Consider the following 20,061-nt stretch of genomic DNA (forward strand, 5'->3'; position numbering starts at 1 on the left):
AAAACTACTATAGAAAAGTGCATGAGATTTTACGTTTTGCACACTCAACATGTTATAATCAGTGCAAATGTTTGAATTGCACAAAGGAGGCATCCATATGGATAATCAACATAATCAACTCAAGAAAGCCACATTTGCAGGGGGCTGCTTTTGGTGTATGGTAAAGCCTTTTGATGAACAACCAGGGATTCATAAAGTAGTTTCAGGTTATACTGGTGGTCATAAAGAAAACCCTACATATGAAGAGGTGTGCAGCGAGACTACTGGACATCTAGAAGCTGTAGAAATAACGTATGATCCCACCATTTATCCGTATGAAAAACTATTGAATATCTATTGGTCACAAATTGATCCAACAGATCCAGGGGGACAATTTCATGATCGTGGTGAATCATATACAACAGCTATTTTTTATCATGATGAACAACAGAAAGTAGAGGCAGAAAAGTCGAAAGAAGAGCTTGAACGTAGTGGGAAGTTTTCCAAACCTATCGCAACTAAAATTATAAAAGCAACCACATTTTATCCAGCTGAGGATTATCACCAGGATTACTATAGGAAAAATCCTCTCCATTATAAAATGTACCGAAAAGGAAGCGGTAGGGAAGACTTCATTAAGCAAAACTGGGAGTGAGCAAATAGTGAATAAGGACAATGCGAAGAAAAAATTAACGCCAATTCAATTTGAAGTTACTCAAAACAACGGTACGGAACAACCTTTCAATAATGAATATTGGGATTTCTTTGATGATGGCATATATGTGGACGTCGTTTCAGGTGAAGTTTTATTTAGTTCAAAGGATAAATTTGATTCTAGCTGTGGATGGCCAAGTTTTACAAAGCCAGTTCACGAAGAAGTTATTGTAGAAAAAGAAGATTTTACTCATTTCATGGTACGCACGGAAGTGAGAAGTAAGGAAGGTGATTCCCATCTGGGGCATGTTTTTAATGATGGCCCAGCCCCGACTGGATTAAGATACTGTATTAATTCTGCAGCGTTACGGTTTATTCCAAAGGATGCATTGGAAAGTGAAGGGTACGGAGAATACAAGAAGTTGTTTGATTGATTGAAAGGGATTGTCCTAAAGGTATATTTTTAGGGCAAATCTCTTTTTTAAATTGGAAGTTATTTGCTTCTTTTTTTTAGACCCAAAGCCAATGCACCTGAAAAGAGAGAAAAAGCTAAACTGTATGTGTTTATTGATGTTGTAAGGGGTTCTACTATATCAAAACGTCCATAGCTCGCCCATATATACAAAATATGTATTAATATATAAACTGAAATGGTGATTATAGGAGCAATCCACCATTTTTTTGATTTATAGAAAACAATGATTCCTGCTGAAATAGCAATAAAAGGGAACAAGAGCCAAAACAATATAAAACTCAAAATTAACACCACCTTCTTTAAAAGAAAAACCATTTTTTAAAAATTAAGCTTAGTGTAAAGATTAAAGTTGATATTTAGTACTACTAGGTTAGCTTTAATATAACATAATAAAAAAAGAGATGTTTTTATTCACATAAAATACTACAATTTTTTAGAAAATTAACTCTAACCGTTAAAGGGGAAATGGACGTTACTACAGTACTGAAACATGCCTTACATAATGAATTCACTAATATTTTTTGTTGTAATAAAGCTCTTATTTCGCTACCATTATATTAATTAAATGGATAATAAAGGTGGAATTAAATGTGACTAAACCAAAAGGATTGAAAAAGGGGTCAAAAATAGCAATCATCTCACCATCCTCTGGGCTGCCGTATTTATTTCCAGAAATTTATGAACTTGGTTTGAAAAAGATAAAAGAACATTTAGGGTTTGAAATTATTGAAATGCCAACTGCAAGAATGTCTAATGATGATTTGTATCATAACCCTCAATTAAGGGCAGAGGACATAAATAAATGCTTTGAGGATGATAGTATTGATGGAATAATTACGTCTATCGGTGGATATGAATCAATAAGAATATTGCCTTATTTAAATATTGAATTAATAAAGAACAATCCTAAATTCATCATGGGATTTTCAGATGCTACAACTTTTTTAGCCTATTTTAACCAAATAGGAATGGTTACTTTTTATGGTCCTTCAGTCATGGCTGGATTAGCACAGATTGATAGTTTACCCAGTACCTATGTTGACCACTTAAAGTCATTCATTTTAGAGAGACGATTTCCTTATCCTTTTAAGCCATTTTCTCGATGGACGAACGGATATCAAGATTGGAGCATATTGGAATCATTAGGAGAGTGTCAGGAATTTCAAGAAAACAAAACAGGGTGGCTATTTCTTCAAGGGGAGCAATCTGTTCGAGGTACTTTATGGGGAGGCTGTATAGAAGTTTTAGAATTTATGAAGGGAACTAAATATTGGCCAGAACCATCTTTCTGGGAGGGGAAAATATTATTCTTTGAAACTTCTGAAGAAAAGCCATCTCCGATGGAAGTAGGATATATGCTCAGAAACTATGGAATGCAAGGCGTGTTTTCAAAAGTAAATGGTTTAATATTTGGAAGGCCCAAAGATTATTCTGATGAAGAGAAGAAAGAACTTCATCAAATTATTTTAGATGTTGTGAAAGAAGAATTTGGGGCAAATGAGATACCAATTGTAGTTGAATTTGATTTTGGGCACACAGATCCAAAATTTATCCTTCCACTTGGAGTGGAAATTGAACTTGATCCTATTGCTAAGGGTATTCAATTAACGGAGAACCCTTTTTCATGATCAGTGGACAAGTGAAGTATCAAAGCAGTGGGGAATGAATTGAATAAAATTCACTCATAGTCTATAAATAAATGATATTATATACTTAGGGAATCTAAATGAATTTATAAGTTAATTTTAACTTTTAGTTGTTTATGTATGGGGGATATTTAATGAATGTTGTTTTTAAGTTCTTTAGTGAGATTTTTAGTTGGATCAAAGCTCTCATAGTGGCATTTGTCATTGCAGTGCTCATTAGTGTATTTATTATTCAACCTTACACAGTTGATGGGAGCTCAATGGAGCCATCACTTAATGGAGGAGAAACGAGTAGTGATCGAGTAATCGCCTTCAAAGCACCGTTCCTATTAGGGAATTTGCCTGATTATGGTGAAATAGTAATCGTTGATAGTCGGGTAGATAAGGAAAGGACTATGAAAGATGTCTTTCTTGAAAGCCAAGCATTTGCACTCCTTAGTAGCAGAGGGGAAAATGACACACATACTTGGATCAAAAGGGTCATTGGACTACCAGGTGATAAACTTGAGAGTAAAAATGGCTTATTATATCGTAATGGCGAATTGATTAAAGAAGAATATACATTGGAAGAGATGTATATTGACTTCTCTCCTATAGTTGTACCTGAAGGGAATGTTTTTGTTATGGGGGATAACCGTAATGCCAGTAGGGACAGTAGGAACGTAGGACCAATTCCAGTAGAGAATGTTATTGGTAAGGTAGTATTGAGATATTATCCATTTAATAAAATTGAGAGTTTTTAATGTTTAGGAGGCAGGGACACAACAGTTTTGTACCTGCCTTTTTCTATAGACGTTATAACATATTTAATACCTTATTCGATTAAGAGCTGCAGCCACTTCATTTTTTCTAGGTAAAGCTAGGTCGCCCGGATGCTGACCTTTATATGGAGAAAGGATATCTAGTCCATTTTCTTGAATTTGTTTATATAGATGGTCTATAGCTTCTTTCATTACTTTTGGACCATTTTTTTCTTTTGCTAAAAATTTTATTATGTTCGCAATAGCACGTGTCTGACTTTGATCAATAAGTTGCTCTAAGCCTTGTAATTGCAATTGTTCGCGCCCAATTAAAATAGTACTGAGGCTTTTACTATCTATTTTTTCTTTTTGACCTAGCTTCTTATTGATGATATAACGCTCAAGCTTACGATTATGAACATCACTAAAGGTTCCAACTGATTCCTTAAAACGTAACTTTGTTATTTCGTCTGATATTTCTTTTGCTTCTGATGTACGATCATAAGGTGCATATTCATCCATCATGATTACGTGGTCTGCTACCTCGAAATAATCTCCAGACCCTCCAATAACTAGAATAGATGAAACACCTTTTTCTGAATAGAGTTGTTCAACGCGATCGATAAAGGGAGTAATCGGTTCTTTTTCTTTTTTCACCAATTTTTGCATACGTCCATCACGAATCATGAAGTTCGTTGCGCTAGTATCTTCGTCAATCAATAAGAGCCTTGTTTCCATTTCAATTGCTTCCATGATATTCGTAGCTTGTGATGTACTACCACTTGCATCCTCTGTGGAAAAAATATTGGTAGGTTTTCCGAACGGAAGGTCCGAGATAAATGGAGATATATCTACTTGATGGACACTTCTACCATCTTCTGATCGAATTTTCATGGCCGTATTATCTGTTATAACGTATTCCCGACCATCTCCCAACTTATGATTGTACACACCACGTTCAATACCTTGTAATAACGTACTTTTGCCGTGAAAGCCACCACCAACAATGATTGTTATACCAGCTGGTATTCCCATTCCTGTCACAGTCCGTCCATAAGGTAAAGGAATGGTTACTTCATATTCTTTAGGAGATTGAAATGTAATAACTTCCTCACCTTTCATTGGCCGTTGACTGACACCACTTTCCCTCGGTAAGATGGCGCCACTTCCTACAAAAGAAACAATATTATTTTCTCTAATATATTCACGAATTGTCTCTTGATCATCTGCTAATGTAATATACTTTTGCAATAAATCCCTACTGTATGATGTAAAGCTTTTTTCTATAATTGATGGCACGTAATCACATAAGAGTTTTTCAGCTTGTTTTCCAAGGATAGATCTCCCTCGTGCTGGTAAACCAATGGATAATCGGATTTCAATCACGTCTTTCATCATTTTCACTGCAGTACGTTCGATGATTGCTTGACCCGGTGCATCAATGTATACTAATCCACTTTTCCCAGTACCTTTTACAGGACTTGGCGTTTGACGAATTTGATTAGCAATTTCCATAGCTAAAAAGTTCTCCGCTGCAATTTTTCGATAATGTGATGAATATTGCCCGGCATCTATATCCGTTTTCTCCAACGGAATGATAACACGAATTCGGGAAGGACTGGCAAATGGATCACCTTGAATGTAATCAATGTGGAGTGAAATAAGATCATCTTTATAGTGGCCTTGTATTGATTTCAGTGCCTTATAACCTTTCCCGTCTAATTGAATCAATTTCTTGCGTAATGTATTCATCTTTAAAAACTCCTTGTATAAATAATGGGATCATGGAAAGGATAACCATGATAAAAGACTAGATAAGGAGTGTACCATATGAAAAAATTATCAGTCTCCATCATTAGTATACTAATTCTGTTTTCAGTTTTCATCCCATGCGGTGTATTTGCACATAATAGTGTAGGAGTTAATTTTAGGTTTCTTCATGCATCAATTGGGTTAAATAGAGAAGTAGATGTATATATAAATCAAGACCTTGTATTTGATGGAGTCCGATTTAAAGAGCTAACTGAATATACGATCGTTAAATCGGGAGAACTTCGTGTTCAAATTTTCTCAGCAGGAGCAGACCCTAAGGAAGGGGAAGAAATATATACTGATACACTGAAAACGGCAAACGGAGATACATATACCATTAGTATTTTTGATGATAAAAATCACAAACGGATATTATCCTGGAAAGATGATCTAGTAGTAGACAAAGACAAGGCAAAGTTAAGACTTGTTCATCTCCATTCAGAAATACCAACAGTCAGTGTATTAATAGAAGATAAGAATTTTATTACTGATATAGCGTTTACAGATTCAAGTGAGTATAAGTCAATGGAGCCTCAGACGATAAATATGGATATCAAGGACTCAAAACAGGGGCATACTTTTTACAAAATACCGAATCTAAAATTGAGTTCCGGGGAAAATTACACTGTCATCATTATGAATACAGAAGGTAATCTTACCTTGGATGTTATTATATCCTTAGATAAACTACTATCATCATAATTTTTCCTATGATAAAAAAGAGATACTTAATTATGTATCTTCATTTATAATGGTTTTGTAATATAATTGTTACATTAATAATCTTGTTTGATCTTAAGAAAAATGATTTCATTAAAATATACATAAAGAACTAAAAAAATGAAATCTGTAGGTGAGAAGATGGGGAAAAGTTTTATGAAAATAAGATTAATCATGCTATCCATTTTAATCTTATTTACAATGTATCATGAGCCCATATCAGCAAATGAATTACCTCCAGCGCCTAATCTTGTAAGTGAAGCTGCTATCTTAATTGATAGTAATACTGGAAAGGTTTTATACCAAAAAAATGCACATCAGGAAATGTATCCTGCCAGTATTACTAAAATTATTACGGCAATAATTGCGATTGAAACGCAGAACTTAGATGATATGGTAATTGCTAGTTGGGACGCAGTTAGGGCCATTGGAACAAGGGTTTATTTATTGGAGGATGAAGAAGTACAACTTCGCCAATTATTACATGGGTTAATGGTTAGTTCAGGGAATGATGCAGCAATTGCAATTGCCGAACACATTGATGGGTCTGTGGAAGCTTTTGCTGAAAGAATGAATGATTTTGTACAAAATAAAGTAGGGGTTACTGCATCAAACTTCTCTAATCCCCATGGTTTATTTGAAGAAGAGCATGTAACAACAGCATCTGACATGGCAAAAATTAGCGCTTATGCTATGAAGAATGAAACTTTCAGGGAATTAGTGAGTACGGAGTATTATGACTGGGTTGGTGAAGGTTGGGAGACTAGGTTATATAATCATCATCCACTAACACGAGGAAATGACGAGATAATTGGAATTAAAAATGGGTTTGTTTCCATGTCAGGGACCACATTGGTAACTGCTGCGAAAATCGATGATACTGAATTGATTTCTGTCACTTTAAAAGCCCCCTCTAGAAATGCTGCTGCAACGGATACAATGAATTTAATGGATTATGGATTTGCGAATTATGAAACAGAGTGGATTAGTTTCGAAGGTGAAGTGGAGTTAACTCATTATGTATATCCTGATGTCATTCCTGTTACAAAACGAGCTGGCGAGCGGCTAAACTATACGATTACAGAAAGTGGCATTGTATTTATACACGGTGAAGAAAGGTTATTAGACGAAGTATTATTACCGAAAAGGCCGCTTGTTAGTACAAACTTCTTGATTAACAATTCACAAATGCATATGAAAGTGAACGAAGATAAACGTTTATGGTCTAATTGGTTAATAAAAACAGGACTACATTTTTATAGACGAAGATAACATTGAATGGAATAAGTTACCCTGCAGAAGTCCTTATCTGCAGGGTTTTTGAGTTAAGTTTTATTAACTACAGTATCCGAATTAACCTATATTTGATTATAGAAGTTTGAGTAAATGAATAATAGGAAAACCATATAGATAAGAACTAATACATTTATATATTATTTTATAATGGTAAAAATGTATGGGAGAACAGTCAAAAAGGCGTCGCAATATAAGGGAACCAACTTATATATTTCAGATTATAATATAGTAATAGTGACCGAAAGGGGGATATTATGAGGCGAAATCGCATCAAGGGAGTTGTAAAGAAATTGTTTCTCATTGGAACATCATTAGTTGGAATTATGTTTATTTTAATAGCTGTTTCTATTTATTTATGGCAAAATACCGATGAAGGTCGCCTCCCTGCAAAAACAGCAGTGGTACTTCATGCCATTAACAATAATTTGGTTCCCCTTGACCTTGATATTAGTGTACCGAAAATTGTATCTGGAGGGAGTAGTGGTGGGGGAAATCCATTGCTAAGAGAAGATCTTTATATCCCTGTCCAAGATGCTAATGTTCAAATTCCTATCAGAATATATCGCCCACAGGGGGAAGGACCATTTCCTATCGTGATGTATTATCATGGCGGTGCTTTTTTAGAAGGATTCGGAGACATCAACACGCATGATAACATCACTAGACAATTAGCAGCTAGAACAAATAGTGTCGTTATTGCTGTAGGCTATCGATTAGCCCCAGAACATATTTTTCCAGCAGCGATAGAAGATAGCTATGCTGCCATCCTTTGGGCAGAGGAGAATGCTGATACGTTTAATGGAGATATAGAGCGGATAAGCGTTGCAGGAGACAGTGCTGGTGGAAATATAGCTACAGTCATGACCATCCTTTCGAGAGACCGAGAAGGTCCTGAGATAACAGCACAAGTATTGATGTATCCTTTAACTACTTTTCAAGATATTCCTTTAGAATCAAGGGATATTTATGATAGTGGATACTATCTTTTATCAAGGTCAGTGATGTACAGAGCTAGAGATCAATATACGCCTGAGGAAATCATGTGGCTTAGTCCTTACACTTCACCTTTACAGGCAGATGATCTCAGTGGATTGCCACCAGCTTTAGTTATTACTGCGGAGTTTGATCCGTTACGGGACGAAGGAGAAGCTTACGCAAAACGATTGGCTGAGTTTGATGTACAGGTACAGGCAACGAGATATCGAGGGGTAATGCATGGGTTCATATCTCTATATGAAGTTATGCAGACAGGCCAGTATGGATTGCAAGAAGTATCAGCTTTTATCAGGCAGGCTAATCAGGACTCCCTTCATATTACAACACCGTATCAGCTTCAAGTGAGGCAACCGCCCCAAGGTTTTGATCGTGTTCGTGAACAAACAGAATCATTCGCAATTGCTGCATATTTACTAGGTAGAACAGGAGTCAACTTATTTACAAGATAGTTTTTTTAGGCTAGCTTATAGAAAAGGCTCTGTTAAAGGATAATGTTGATATATAACGTTGTTGATTTTTTGAGGAAGGTAGGAGACTCCAGCGGGATTGAAGGCAGGGATAAGACCCCGCAGATGCTAAAAGCATCGAGGAGGCTTATCAGCCGCCCGCGGAAAGCGAGTACCTGTATCAAAAAATCAACATCAAGGTTTAACATAGCCATAGAAAAAGGAGTGAGCTTATGGATATGGAAAGAAGAATCCCACTTCCAATTTTTATTATAGTGATAATCCAATGTATTGTTTTATTGGGCCATGCTTTTTACTTTGGGTTCATCGGTTGGAACTGGGGCTTCAATGAAAGATTTATTAATTATATTGTTAATGATAGCTTCTTTCTTATCTTAATAATGGTTGCACTCGTTGGCTTACTCCTTCATAAAACTTGGTCATGGTGGATGAGTACTATAATATTTGCTATGCTTTTTTTATCCAATTTCATTTCATTAATCGGGCTGTTTATTGCACAACTAGATATGACGGGGTATTCCTTTTCAATAGCTAGTATGTTTTACGACATATTAATACTTTTTTCATTTTTTATCGGACTTGTACTTCTTTTTTTACCCTACATTCGAAAAAAATACAGCGTGTCCATATCAACTGGACAAACGATATTTTTTGTTGGGGTAGGTGCGATCATTTTATATATGTTATATTTTATTTTAATGATTATTATATAATCTTGTTAGAAAACAAACTGGCTTTGAAGGTAGGTAAATACAAATGGAAAATTTAATAAACTCAAATGTTAAAAATATCGAGATATCAGGAATAAGACAGTTCTTTAATAGAGTTGCTCAATTTCCTGATGCTGTACAATTGACACTTGGTCAGCCAGATTTTTTTACTCCAAATCATATAAAAGAGGCTGCAAAAACAGCAATTGATAACAACAAGACTACATACACTAAAAATGCAGGAACACCTGAGTTACTAGAGGCAGCAAGTGAGTTTTTGCAACAAAAATATGGGTTGCGATACAAACCTGAAACTGAAATTATCACGACAGTAGGTGCGTCACAAGCTATTGATGTTACGATGAGGACCATCCTTGAACCACAAACGGAAGTTATTCTACCAGGACCCGTTTATCCAGCATACGCCCCCATTATAACGCTTTGCGGTGCTAAGCCTGTATACATCGACACGAGGGAAACGGATTTTGTCATAACTGTAGATCAATTAAGAGAGGCGATGACAGAAAGGACCAGGGCAGTAATACTACCTTATCCGTCGAATCCTACTGGCGCGGTCTTAACGGTTGCTCGTGGTCAGGAATTGGCTGAATATCTTAAAGAACAAGACGTATTTATTATTTCAGATGAAATATATTCAGAATTAAATTACGATAACGAACATGTTTCCATTGCCCAATTTGATGGAATGAAGGAAAAGACAATCGTCATTAATGGCTTATCTAAATCTCATTCAATGACTGGTTGGCGTGTAGGCTTTGCCTTTGGACCAGAATATATAATGAAACATATGATAAAGGTTCATCAATATAATGTAAGTTGCACTTCCTCTGTATCCCAAGAGGCAGCACTAGCAGCTTTAACTAATGGATTAGGGGATCCTGATGAAATGAAGGACGAATATATGCTGAGACGTGATTATATGTTGGAACGGTTAGAGAAAATGGGGATTCCAACGCGAAGACCTTCTGGTGCATTTTACGTTTTCCCAGATATTTCAGCAACCGGATTATCCTCTTTTGACTTTGCTATTCGCCTTCTTGAAGAAGAAAAGCTTGCGGTTGTTCCTGGCGATGCGTTTTCCTATTTAGGTGAGGGATATATTCGCTTATCATACGCGTATGATATGAATGCATTGAAGGAGGCTCTAGATCGTTTAGAACGGTTTTGGAAAAAAATTGCTTAACTATTAGAGAAGGGGGGTTCTAAAATGTGTGGGAGATTTACACTTTATGCAGATCCTGACTTTTTAGAAGGCTATTTTGACCTTGAAAATGGTGAAGACCTATACTGGGAGCCACGCTATAACATTGCTCCAGGTCAGAATATTTTTACTGTTGTCCAAGGGAAAGACAGGCTTCGCGGTGGTTTAATGAAATGGGGATTAATCCCTCCCTGGGCAAAGGATACCTCTATTGGCTATAGGATGATTAATGCTCGTTCCGAAACTGCTCATGAAAAGCCATCCTTTCGTAAGAGTTTGAATAGAAAGCACTGTTTGATTGTTGCGAATGGATTTTATGAGTGGAAAAAGGTAGACGGTAAGAAACAACCTTTTTATATTCACTATACGAATGGAGAGCCAGTTGTAATGGCAGGAATTTGGGAACGATGGAAGCCTATATTAGGTGATGAAGTGATCTCTTGCTCTATTCTAACTACTGAAGCCAATGAGTTCATGAGCACCCTTCACCATAGAATGCCAGTCCTTCTCTCGCAAGATAAATGGAAGAGTTGGCTTAATCCAACGGGAAATAGTCCTGAAGACTTGAGAAAAAAATATTTTCGCCCTATTACATCTGAAGCTTTAGATGCATATGAAGTCTCTACCATTGTAAATAATGCAAGGAATGAATCACCAATATGTATAGAAGCAATTTAAAACACCTTCCCAGCATGGGAGGGTGTTTTAAATTTTGAAAAGTTAAGACCTTTAAATAATTTTTCTGAAAAGATACTTAAATAGTTTTATAATATAAGGCTTGTCCATTAATGATACTCAAAATAGATTCAATTTTGCTGCTTAACAATTCCCCATAAAAAAGAATATGAATAAAAATTATAAGTAAATAAAGGTGATTAGTACAAGTTTAAAAAGGGAAGAGAATAATTTGTATACAATATTTTTAATTATTGAACGATATGTTTTGAGTAAATAATTCTATAGTGCTAAAATATGGTTAGGGTATTTTACACTATCGTTATAGTGCTTATCTATTCCGAAAAAAAATACATCGATAGCAGCAAAGAAGGGAATATTCATTAGCTTGTGACGAACAATACTGGAGGTTTGGGATGAATGGGTAGAAGTGGAATTCGTTTTGACGAAGGTTGGAGTCAGTTTTACGGACCTAATCTTGGCTATATGCTTGAAGTTTATGATGATTTTATGGATAATCCGAACTCTGTAGATTCAGATATTCAATATTTTTTCAAAAAATGGGGTGCACCTCCTGTATCAAATACAGAGACAATCGATTTACATTCTATGAAAAAAGAAATGGGAACTTCCATTGCACAAACTCATATACAAGAGATGCATACGTTAGCTAATGCTATGAAACTTGCAGATTCAATTAGGAGAAACGGACATCGAATTGCAAATATATCTCCAGTTGATAAAAGAAGTAAGGATGACCTTTTTGCACTTGAAAAATTTGATTTAACGGAAGAACAATTAAAAAGTGTTCCAGCAGAATTTCTTACTTCTGATGCCCCAAAAGATGTGAAAAATGGGGTAGATGCAGTGAATCATTTGAAGAAAGTTTATACAGATACAATGGCATTCGAATTCAAACAAGTACATGATATGGAGGAACGCAACTGGCTAATTCAAATGGTGGAGTCAGGTGATTATCAGTCTATTTTGAAGAAAAACGATAAACTTCAACTCCTGGAACGACTATCGAAAGTAGAAGGATTTGAACATTTTCTACACAAAACATTTGTTGGACAGAAAAGATTCTCCATTGAAGGGTTAGACTCAATGGTTCCAATGCTAGACAAAGTTATTAGAGAATCAGTGGCGGACGGTACTAAGAAAGTATTGATTGGAATGGCTCATAGAGGCCGACTCAATGTTCTGGCCCATGTCCTTGGTAAACCATACGAGATGATATTTTCCGAGTTTCACGATGCGCCTAGTAAGGAATTAGTTCCATCAGAAGGTTCTATTGGTATTAATTTCGGGTGGACTGGAGATGTGAAATATCATTTAGGGGCAGACCGAGAAATTAAAGAAAGTGCAGTAGAAGCTACAATTACTTTAGCAAATAACCCGAGTCATCTTGAATTCGTAAACCCTGTCGTTGAAGGTTTCGCACGGGCAGCCCAGGATAACCGTGAAAAACCAGGGTATCCAGAGCAAAATAAAAATAAAGCATTACCTATTTTAATCCATGGTGATGCAGCCTTTCCTGGTCAAGGAGTAGTAGCTGAAACACTTAATTTAGGAAAACTTAATGGCTATTCGACAGGTGGTACCGTTCACATTATTGCAAACAATATGATTGGTTTTACAACAACGAGTTCAGATTCCAGGTCAACTAGTTATGCAAGTGACTTAGCGAAGGGGTTTGAAATTCCTATTGTCCATGTGAATGCCGATGATCCTGAAGCTTGTCTCGCTGTAATGAATTTAGCTTACCAATATAGACGAAAGTTTAATAAGGATATTGTGATTGATCTAATTGGTTATCGAAGATATGGTCATAATGAAATGGATGAACCAATGACAACACAACCAAATCTATATAAACGCATTAAGGAGCATGATACGGTTGCAACCTTATATGGGAAGAAATTAGTTGAAGATAAATTACTCAGTCATGAGGAAATTGTAACCATAAAAGAAGATTTCCAAAGAAAATTAAGCAACCAATTCGAAAAGGTGAAAGCAAGAAAAAAAGTTGAGCCACAAGCAGGGGATTTACAACCACCTAATGTAGTGGAAACAAATATAAACACTATAGATACTAAAGTCAATCTTGAAATATTAAAGAAAATCAATGAAGAATTACTTCAGTTCCCAGAATCATTTCATGTTTTTCCTAAGCTGGAGAAAATTCTTAAAAGAAGACTTCGCGCCTTTGAAAAAGGAGGTACCATTGATTGGGCACTGGCAGAGGCTTTAGCACTTGCAACTATTAATAGTGAGGGCACACCAATAAGATTAACAGGACAGGATACGGAACGTGGAACTTTTTCACAACGTCATTTAGTTCTACATGACTATGAAACAGATGATATTTATTCACCAATACATGGTATGCCTTCTGCTAATGCCTCCTTTGCTATTTATAACAGCCCATTGTCAGAGATGGCCTGTGTAGGATTTGAGTATGGATATAATGTTCATGCACCAGAAACCTTAACGATCTGGGAAGCACAATACGGAGACTTTGCGAATGGGGCTCAGGTCATCTTTGATCAGTTTATATCTGGAGGTCGGGCTAAATGGGGGCAAAAGTCTGGATTAGTGTTACTATTGCCACACGGATATGAAGGGCAAGGACCAGAGCATTCAAGTGGCCGTTTAGAAAGGTTCTTGCAGTTAGCAGCAGAAAATAATTGGCACGTGGCAAACTTGACTAAGGCTAGTCAATACTTTCATATTCTAAGGCGTCAAGCAGAACTACTTGGGAAAAATGAAGTCCGACCACTTGTAATTATGGCACCTAAGAGTCTGTTGCGAAATCAAACAGTTGCATCTAGCCCAGAGGAATTAAGTAGTGGCAAGTTTCAACCACTCATGTTGCAGCCTTTTAACACAGATAAAGATAATGGAAAAGTCACACGAGTGGTCTTATGCTCTGGCAAAATTGGAGTAGAATTAGAAGAATTAATGAAGGAGAATGAATACCAACATACACAAGATTGGTTACAAGTTGCTAGAGTAGAAGAACTTTATCCTTTTCCTTCAAAACAGGTTTTACAATTGAAAGAGAAATTCCCTAACGTTTCAGAATGGGTTTGGATTCAGGAGGAGCCAATGAATATGGGTGCCTGGAACTATGTTTTCCCATACTTGAAAGAATTAGGAGGGGACGATGTTAAAGTGAAATATATAGGACGTCCACGCCGCTCGAGTACAGCAGAAGGAGATCCTAAAGCACATAAAAAAGAACAGAAGCGAATATTGGATGCGGCTCTCAGTCAACCAGCCGAAGGGAGAGATAATCATGAGTGAAGTAAAAGTACCAGAATTAGCTGAATCCGTTACTGAAGGAACGATTGCTGAATGGTTAAAAAATCCAGGGGATTTCGTGGAGCAAGGGGAAAACTTAGTAGAATTAGAAACGGATAAAGTAAATGTTGAGATTGCAGCAGAAGAATCTGGCGTTTTAAAAGAGGTGTTTGGTGAACCAGGTGACACTGTTTACGTTGGTGATGTAATTGCTAAAATTGATACAAAGGCTGAAGGACATAGTGGTTCAATTGAAAATGATGGTACAAATAAGGATAAAGACAATAGTAAGTCTAATAACACTGGAGCTGGAGACGATGTCCCTAATGGTGAAGAAAGGACAGAGAGACCTATTGCTTCCCCAGCAGCAAGGAAATTAGCAAGGGAAAAAGGGATTGACCTTCAAGAAGTAAGAACTCGGGATCCTTTAGGTAGAGTAAGACAAGACGATATTCATGAACATTTATCTCATAAGAATGAAACATCAAAGTCTAAAGATAAAGAGAAACAAGATCAGAACTCCAATCAAGCATCTTCATCTGTTTCAAATCAAGGAACTACACAAGAAGAATCATCTAAGGAAGTAGAAAGAATTCGAATGTCACGCCGTCGTCAGACGATTGCTAAGAGGTTAGTTGAAGCACAACAAACTGCTGCCATGCTAACCACGTTTAATGAAGTGGATATGACGAACCTGATGAATCTCCGTAAGCGTCGAAAAGATAAATTTCAAGAAGACCATGGGGTAAAACTAGGCTTTATGTCATTTTTCACAAAAGCTGTAATAGGTGCCTTGAAGAAGTACCCATATGTAAATGCAGAAATACAAGGAGATGAGATACTTCTAAAAAAATACTACGATATTGGAGTGGCAGTTTCAACTGATGACGGTCTCGTTGTTCCAGTGGTACGCGATGCGGACCGGCTAGACTTTGCAGGAATCGAGAAGGAAGTTGGAAGGCTTGCAGAGAAGGCCCATCAGAAGAAATTATCATTACCTGATCTTCAAGGTGGCTCCTTTACTATAACAAATGGTGGGGTGTTCGGTTCCTTATGGTCGACTCCTATCTTAAATACTCCACAAGTAGGAATTTTAGGTATGCATAAAGTACAAATGCGGCCAGTAGCCATTGATGAAGAACGATTTGAGAACCGTCCGATGATGTATATCGCCTTATCGTATGATCACAGAATTATAGATGGAAAAGATGCTGTAGGTTTCCTAGTTAAGGTGAAAGAGTTAATAGAGGATCCAGAATCGTTATTACTCGAGGGATAATTAAAGTTTAATGTTTGAAATAAGGTTTCGGTTGGGTGTTTCTTTAGCCTCTCCGAAACCTTTTAAATAGCTCTGATATAGGATAATGTTGATATTAAACACTTTAAATTTTTTGTGGAAGGTATGCCTGTCTCTTCCTCTACAAGCAAATGCTCTGTAGTATATCCGTCGAGACAACTCGAAGCTTACTCGTGATGTAAACGCTCGTTCCTGCGGGATTAAAGGCAGGGGTAAGACCCCGCAGATGCAAAGCATCGAGGAGGATTACCAGCCGCCCGCGGCAAAGAAGACACTGCGAAAGTTGAGCAGATGTCGCACTTGTACCTTGCGTGAAAGCGAGTACCTGTAACAAAAAATCAACATCCAAGTTGAACAGAGCCTTTTTAAAAATTATCCTATGATCAAGCATCAGATTTTTTAAAACACAACTACTGAATACTTTCACTAAATACTGTTTCTATTTGATATTTAAGTTCGAGAAAAAGAGGTGGTACTGGATGAAGTCCTTCCACTAGTGCCTTATACATGCTGGAGTAATACCAAAACTGACTTTCTTTATTGGCCTTAAAGCTATCCCATATCTTTTCACCATACTTCATTTTTGTGTCTAATAAAGAGGTGACATTATGAAGTTTATCGGCAAGGATTACATAACGAAGTGACAAAGGGGCTTCAGTAACTTTTTCAATAGTAGCAGTTTTCCTATCTAACCAAGATTTTGACTTGTCAGCTTCAGATGCACCTTCAACAAGGGTCATGATCCTTTGTCCGAATCGCTCTTCGATTTCCGAGAGGGTTGTGTCAGTATCTTCCCAGACGTCGTGCAAAATAATTGCAATTACAATATTTTCCTGTTCTTTTGGAGTAAATCCTTCCCGAACTAGAGCTGGTTGAATATACAAAGCAGCTGTAAAGGGGTGTGTTACGAATGGGACAGGGTCTGCTTTTCTCATTTGACCATCATGAACCTTTGCAGCAAATAAAACAGCTTCATGTATTCTTAAAAAATTCACTATAGTTACCTCCGAACTTTAATATATTTTTATATATTTTTCTTCTCTGTGCTTGTTTTCTCTATAGTATTGAACCATCTTTTTTACTGTTTTATCGAATCGTGGACAGTCAATGCCACTACCACGAAGATCATTTCTAGCTGTACGAGTGTCATAAACTGAATGGCAATCGAAATAAGGTAAAGATTCTCTCTCTACTCGTAACCATTTTCTTACTGTACCAATGCGCATCATACTATTTGCAATAGAAAAAGGAATTTTACCTCGAGGTTTGCGATTAATAAACTCCTTCGCCAACATCTCATAAACTTCTTTCATTAAAAAAGGAGCAGGATCGGTTAAATGATAAGTTTTATTTACACCTTTTGGTAAATGACTCAAATAAATCGTTGCACGGATTACATAATCTACTGGTACGAAATTACCTTCAGCCTCTCCAGATCCTATGTAGGGGATAACTGGTAAAAACTTCAAACGATCAAATAAATGTAGCATGAAATATGGACCATCATATTTCACCGTTGCCCCAGTTATGGAATGTCCCCTAACGATGCCTGGCCTTATAATTGTCGTAGGAATATCATTCATACGATCCCTAACTATTACCTCGGCTTCATACTTTGTACGTTCGTAATGGTTTTTAAACTGTTGATTCATAACTAATTCTTTTTCGTAAATACGACCTTCTCTTTTGCCGGAAACATAAGCAGTACTAAAATAAATATATCTAGCAATATTCTTCATCTGATCAACAAATTCAGTAACATTTCTCGTTCCGTTTACATTGACCAATTCAGCAGAATTTTTGTCTACAGCAAGATCATAAATAGCAGCAAGGTGAAAGGCATGAGTGACAACAGACTTTAACTTCTGTGTGAATTCCTCAGTTACACCTATATTAGGCTTTGTTATATCTCCCGTAACAATCGTAAAATTATTAATTGATAAGCCAGTTTCGTCACTAATCACGTTTAAATCATAATCTGCTTTTTCACGCATGTTAGGTAGACATAATAAATAAATGTGTCCAATTTCCTTGTTTTCCCTGATGATTTCTCTCATTAATTCTCCAGCTAAAAATCCAGGAAATCCTGTGATGAAGTATGTATTGCTCATTGATTCACCCCGATATTATTTAATTATTTTTATTAACACTATCTGAATATTCATAATAAGTAATTCAATATTGAACTGCCGTTTTCCTTGTTTTTATGATTTTATAGGTAGAGGTGAGCATAAAAGGGAGTTGTTATAAAGGTGCATTCAAGTAAATTTACTCGTAACTTAATAATCAATGATTATTTGTATACAATACCAATTATCACTTTTATTAAGCATAAGCTGCTGTATAGATAGTAAAATTAAAGGGGCAAAAAGGTAAATGAACAAAAAAATGATACTACAGATAAGTTTGATTCTAACTATTCTAGCAACTATATTTTGTTCAAGTTATATTTTTTCTGAAGTTACACCTTCTGATATTCAATCTAAACTCCTTTCATTTAATCGGTTATCCCCTATCATCCTTGTTTCACTTTTTATCATTAGGCCCTTCATTTTTTTTCCTGCATCTATTTTGGCAGTCGCTGCTGGCCTAACGTTTGGGCCAATTTACGGTTCGTTGATTGCATATTTCGGTTCACTTTGTGGTGCTAGTTTATCATTTATAGTAGGGAGAAAACTGAAAGGAAACTTTAAAATCAGTAGGTGGAGCGGGGATAGAGTAGAAAAGCTTCAGAAGAAAATTGAAGAAGATGGCTTTTATCTCGTTTTTATCATGAGAATTTTACCAGTAATTAATTTTGATTTTGTAAGCTATGTCTCTGGATTATCGAAAGTACGATTTAAACAATATATATTAGGAACAATCGTTGGCATCATACCAGGAACTATTACTTTAAATTTGATTGGCGCGTCCTTGGTTACTATGAATTGGAAGTTAATTCTTCTGACAAGCCTATTATTACTCACTACATTTACCATATCAATATTAGTTCGTAAAAGACTTTTCCAGAAAAATTTGTTGTTACAATTTTTCTTCGGAAGTAAAAATTAATTGATTTGTTTTCTGTTTCCCCCAACATTGTTTTAGAATGAAAATAAGTAATGGTGAAACTTTAAATTGAAATGTTCGTAAGTAAAGTAATGAGGAGAACCATTCGGGGGGATTATGTTTTGTCCATACTTTTTGATTCAAGGTTAGGAGAGGTTCTTGACCTTTTGTTGCTCGTTAGTATTTTGACATTTATACTAAGATTTTTTATAAAGAAAAAAAGTGTTTTATTCATTATTATGTTTACTTTTACACTGATAATTGGCCTTCTTTGGCATAACTCACTGTTTAAAACCTTTGACGATATTGCACCAACACTACATGACGAGGAAATGATTAGGGATGTAAGGATAACAGTGAATGAAGGGCATGATGATATATTTTATAGTGATGCGACCTTTGTTTTAACAGAAGAGGAAGAAGTGGAACGTCTCCTTGAAGATTTATCAGAAATAGAATTAAAGAAACTAGACCACTTTGACTACGGCTTTGACAGAGATTATAAGGTTGATATTAATGTAATTGTTGATAGAGGTAATGTCAGAAGATTAGAACAAATAGATCTGTATATTGATGATGAGTATCTCAACAACTATGAAATAATTAGTAATACCAATCATTTGAAAACAATTGAAGAACTTGTTGAAAAATATCATGTTAAGGAATAAACACCAGTTGAGTGAAGAGGCTGGGACAATTTCACATAAACACTTTATGTCCCAGCTATAATCATTCTTTTTGATACTGCAAATAACCTATTGCCAACCCTGTTAGGAGAACAAGATACAAGAGAGATAGCCCAAGCCACTCAGATCCTTCAACAATTGGTAGTGCTATGATACTGCAAGTATTCACTACGATGATTCTAGTTATCCACGTTATGTTCATTTGTTTTAAAAAAAGAATGTATGCTCCTATGCTAACTATAAGCATGTAGGTCACAACAGCAAAGTAGGGATAAAGACTAAAAAATGATGCGCTATAAAACAGATAAGTAAGACCTCCGAAAAAAAGGAAG

At 36.1% G+C, this 20,061-nt stretch carries 18 protein-coding genes; 14 read left to right on the forward strand and 4 right to left on the reverse strand.

Annotation, left to right across the window (positions count from 1 at the left end; translation table 11 throughout):
- The first annotated feature begins 97 nt into the window (after positions 1–97).
- Positions 98–634, forward strand: coding sequence for a peptide-methionine (S)-S-oxide reductase MsrA (gene msrA, locus BW724_RS10710; protein ID WP_088075213.1), 537 nt, complete (start codon positions 98–100; stop codon positions 632–634).
- A 4-nt stretch (positions 635–638) separates the two neighbouring features.
- Complete coding sequence (gene msrB, locus BW724_RS10715) at positions 639–1,067, forward strand: peptide-methionine (R)-S-oxide reductase MsrB (RefSeq protein WP_088075214.1); 429 nt, start codon at positions 639–641, stop codon at positions 1,065–1,067.
- Between the two features lie 59 nt (positions 1,068–1,126).
- Here the strand turns inward: msrB and BW724_RS10720 are convergent, their stop codons facing one another.
- Positions 1,127–1,390: a hypothetical protein gene (locus BW724_RS10720; RefSeq protein WP_088075215.1), complete on the reverse strand. Its 264-nt coding sequence runs from the start codon at positions 1,388–1,390 to the stop codon at positions 1,127–1,129.
- Between the two features lie 308 nt (positions 1,391–1,698).
- Between BW724_RS10720 and BW724_RS10725 the strand changes: the two genes are divergently transcribed.
- Positions 1,699–2,736, forward strand: coding sequence for a S66 family peptidase (locus BW724_RS10725; RefSeq protein ID WP_088075216.1), 1,038 nt, complete (start codon positions 1,699–1,701; stop codon positions 2,734–2,736).
- 152 nt (positions 2,737–2,888) lie between these two features.
- A complete protein-coding gene (lepB, locus tag BW724_RS10730; protein WP_088075217.1) occupies positions 2,889–3,497 on the forward strand; it encodes a signal peptidase I in 609 nt (202 codons plus the stop codon).
- 63 nt (positions 3,498–3,560) lie between these two features.
- Here the strand turns inward: lepB and BW724_RS10735 are convergent, their stop codons facing one another.
- Positions 3,561–5,246 carry an ABC-ATPase domain-containing protein gene (locus tag BW724_RS10735; RefSeq protein ID WP_088075218.1) on the reverse strand — a complete coding sequence of 562 codons (1,686 nt, stop codon included), beginning with the start codon at positions 5,244–5,246 and terminating at the stop codon, positions 3,561–3,563.
- A gap of 78 nt (positions 5,247–5,324) precedes the next feature.
- On the opposite strand from BW724_RS10735, the gene BW724_RS10740 reads away from it, so the two are divergent.
- The 8 genes from BW724_RS10740 to odhB all read left to right on the forward strand — a co-directional run bounded on the left by BW724_RS10740 (position 5,325) and on the right by odhB (position 15,977).
- Positions 5,325–6,008: a DUF4397 domain-containing protein gene (locus BW724_RS10740; protein ID WP_088075219.1), complete on the forward strand. Its 684-nt coding sequence runs from the start codon at positions 5,325–5,327 to the stop codon at positions 6,006–6,008.
- Positions 6,009–6,182: 174 nt separating this feature from the next.
- Positions 6,183–7,298 carry a D-alanyl-D-alanine carboxypeptidase family protein gene (locus BW724_RS10745; RefSeq protein WP_235848947.1) on the forward strand — a complete coding sequence of 372 codons (1,116 nt, stop codon included), beginning with the start codon at positions 6,183–6,185 and terminating at the stop codon, positions 7,296–7,298.
- 278 nt (positions 7,299–7,576) lie between these two features.
- Positions 7,577–8,767: an alpha/beta hydrolase gene (locus tag BW724_RS10750; protein ID WP_088075221.1), complete on the forward strand. Its 1,191-nt coding sequence runs from the start codon at positions 7,577–7,579 to the stop codon at positions 8,765–8,767.
- 230 nt (positions 8,768–8,997) lie between these two features.
- Complete coding sequence (locus tag BW724_RS10755; RefSeq protein ID WP_088075222.1) at positions 8,998–9,498, forward strand: hypothetical protein; 501 nt, start codon at positions 8,998–9,000, stop codon at positions 9,496–9,498.
- A 43-nt stretch (positions 9,499–9,541) separates the two neighbouring features.
- On the forward strand, positions 9,542–10,699 hold the full coding sequence (locus BW724_RS10760; protein WP_088075223.1) for an aminotransferase A: 1,158 nt from the start codon (positions 9,542–9,544) through the stop codon (positions 10,697–10,699).
- A 24-nt stretch (positions 10,700–10,723) separates the two neighbouring features.
- Positions 10,724–11,395: an SOS response-associated peptidase gene (locus tag BW724_RS10765; RefSeq protein WP_088075224.1), complete on the forward strand. Its 672-nt coding sequence runs from the start codon at positions 10,724–10,726 to the stop codon at positions 11,393–11,395.
- Between the two features lie 417 nt (positions 11,396–11,812).
- Complete coding sequence (locus BW724_RS10770) at positions 11,813–14,701, forward strand: 2-oxoglutarate dehydrogenase E1 component (RefSeq protein WP_088075225.1); 2,889 nt, start codon at positions 11,813–11,815, stop codon at positions 14,699–14,701.
- Positions 14,694–15,977: a 2-oxoglutarate dehydrogenase complex dihydrolipoyllysine-residue succinyltransferase gene (gene odhB / locus BW724_RS10775; protein WP_088075226.1), complete on the forward strand. Its 1,284-nt coding sequence runs from the start codon at positions 14,694–14,696 to the stop codon at positions 15,975–15,977. Before BW724_RS10770 ends, odhB begins: the two co-directional genes overlap by 8 nt.
- Positions 15,978–16,405: 428 nt before the next feature.
- Here odhB and BW724_RS10780 read toward each other — a convergent pair whose 3' ends face one another.
- Positions 16,406–16,990: an HD domain-containing protein gene (locus tag BW724_RS10780; protein WP_088075227.1), complete on the reverse strand. Its 585-nt coding sequence runs from the start codon at positions 16,988–16,990 to the stop codon at positions 16,406–16,408.
- A gap of 18 nt (positions 16,991–17,008) precedes the next feature.
- Positions 17,009–18,106 (reverse strand): SDR family oxidoreductase, encoded by a 1,098-nt coding sequence (locus BW724_RS10785; RefSeq protein ID WP_088075228.1) that lies wholly within the window; start codon positions 18,104–18,106, stop codon positions 17,009–17,011.
- A 265-nt stretch (positions 18,107–18,371) separates the two neighbouring features.
- Between BW724_RS10785 and BW724_RS10790 the strand changes: the two genes are divergently transcribed.
- On the forward strand, positions 18,372–19,046 hold the full coding sequence (locus BW724_RS10790) for a TVP38/TMEM64 family protein (protein WP_088075229.1): 675 nt from the start codon (positions 18,372–18,374) through the stop codon (positions 19,044–19,046).
- Positions 19,047–19,165: 119 nt separating this feature from the next.
- Positions 19,166–19,711, forward strand: a complete 546-nt coding sequence (locus tag BW724_RS10795; protein ID WP_088075230.1) for a hypothetical protein — start codon at positions 19,166–19,168, stop codon at positions 19,709–19,711.
- Positions 19,712–20,061 lie beyond the last annotated feature (350 nt).

Origin of the sequence: Litchfieldia alkalitelluris (genome assembly GCF_002153425.1) — a bacterium.
GTDB lineage: Bacteria > Bacillota > Bacilli > Bacillales > Salisediminibacteriaceae > Evansella > Evansella alkalicola.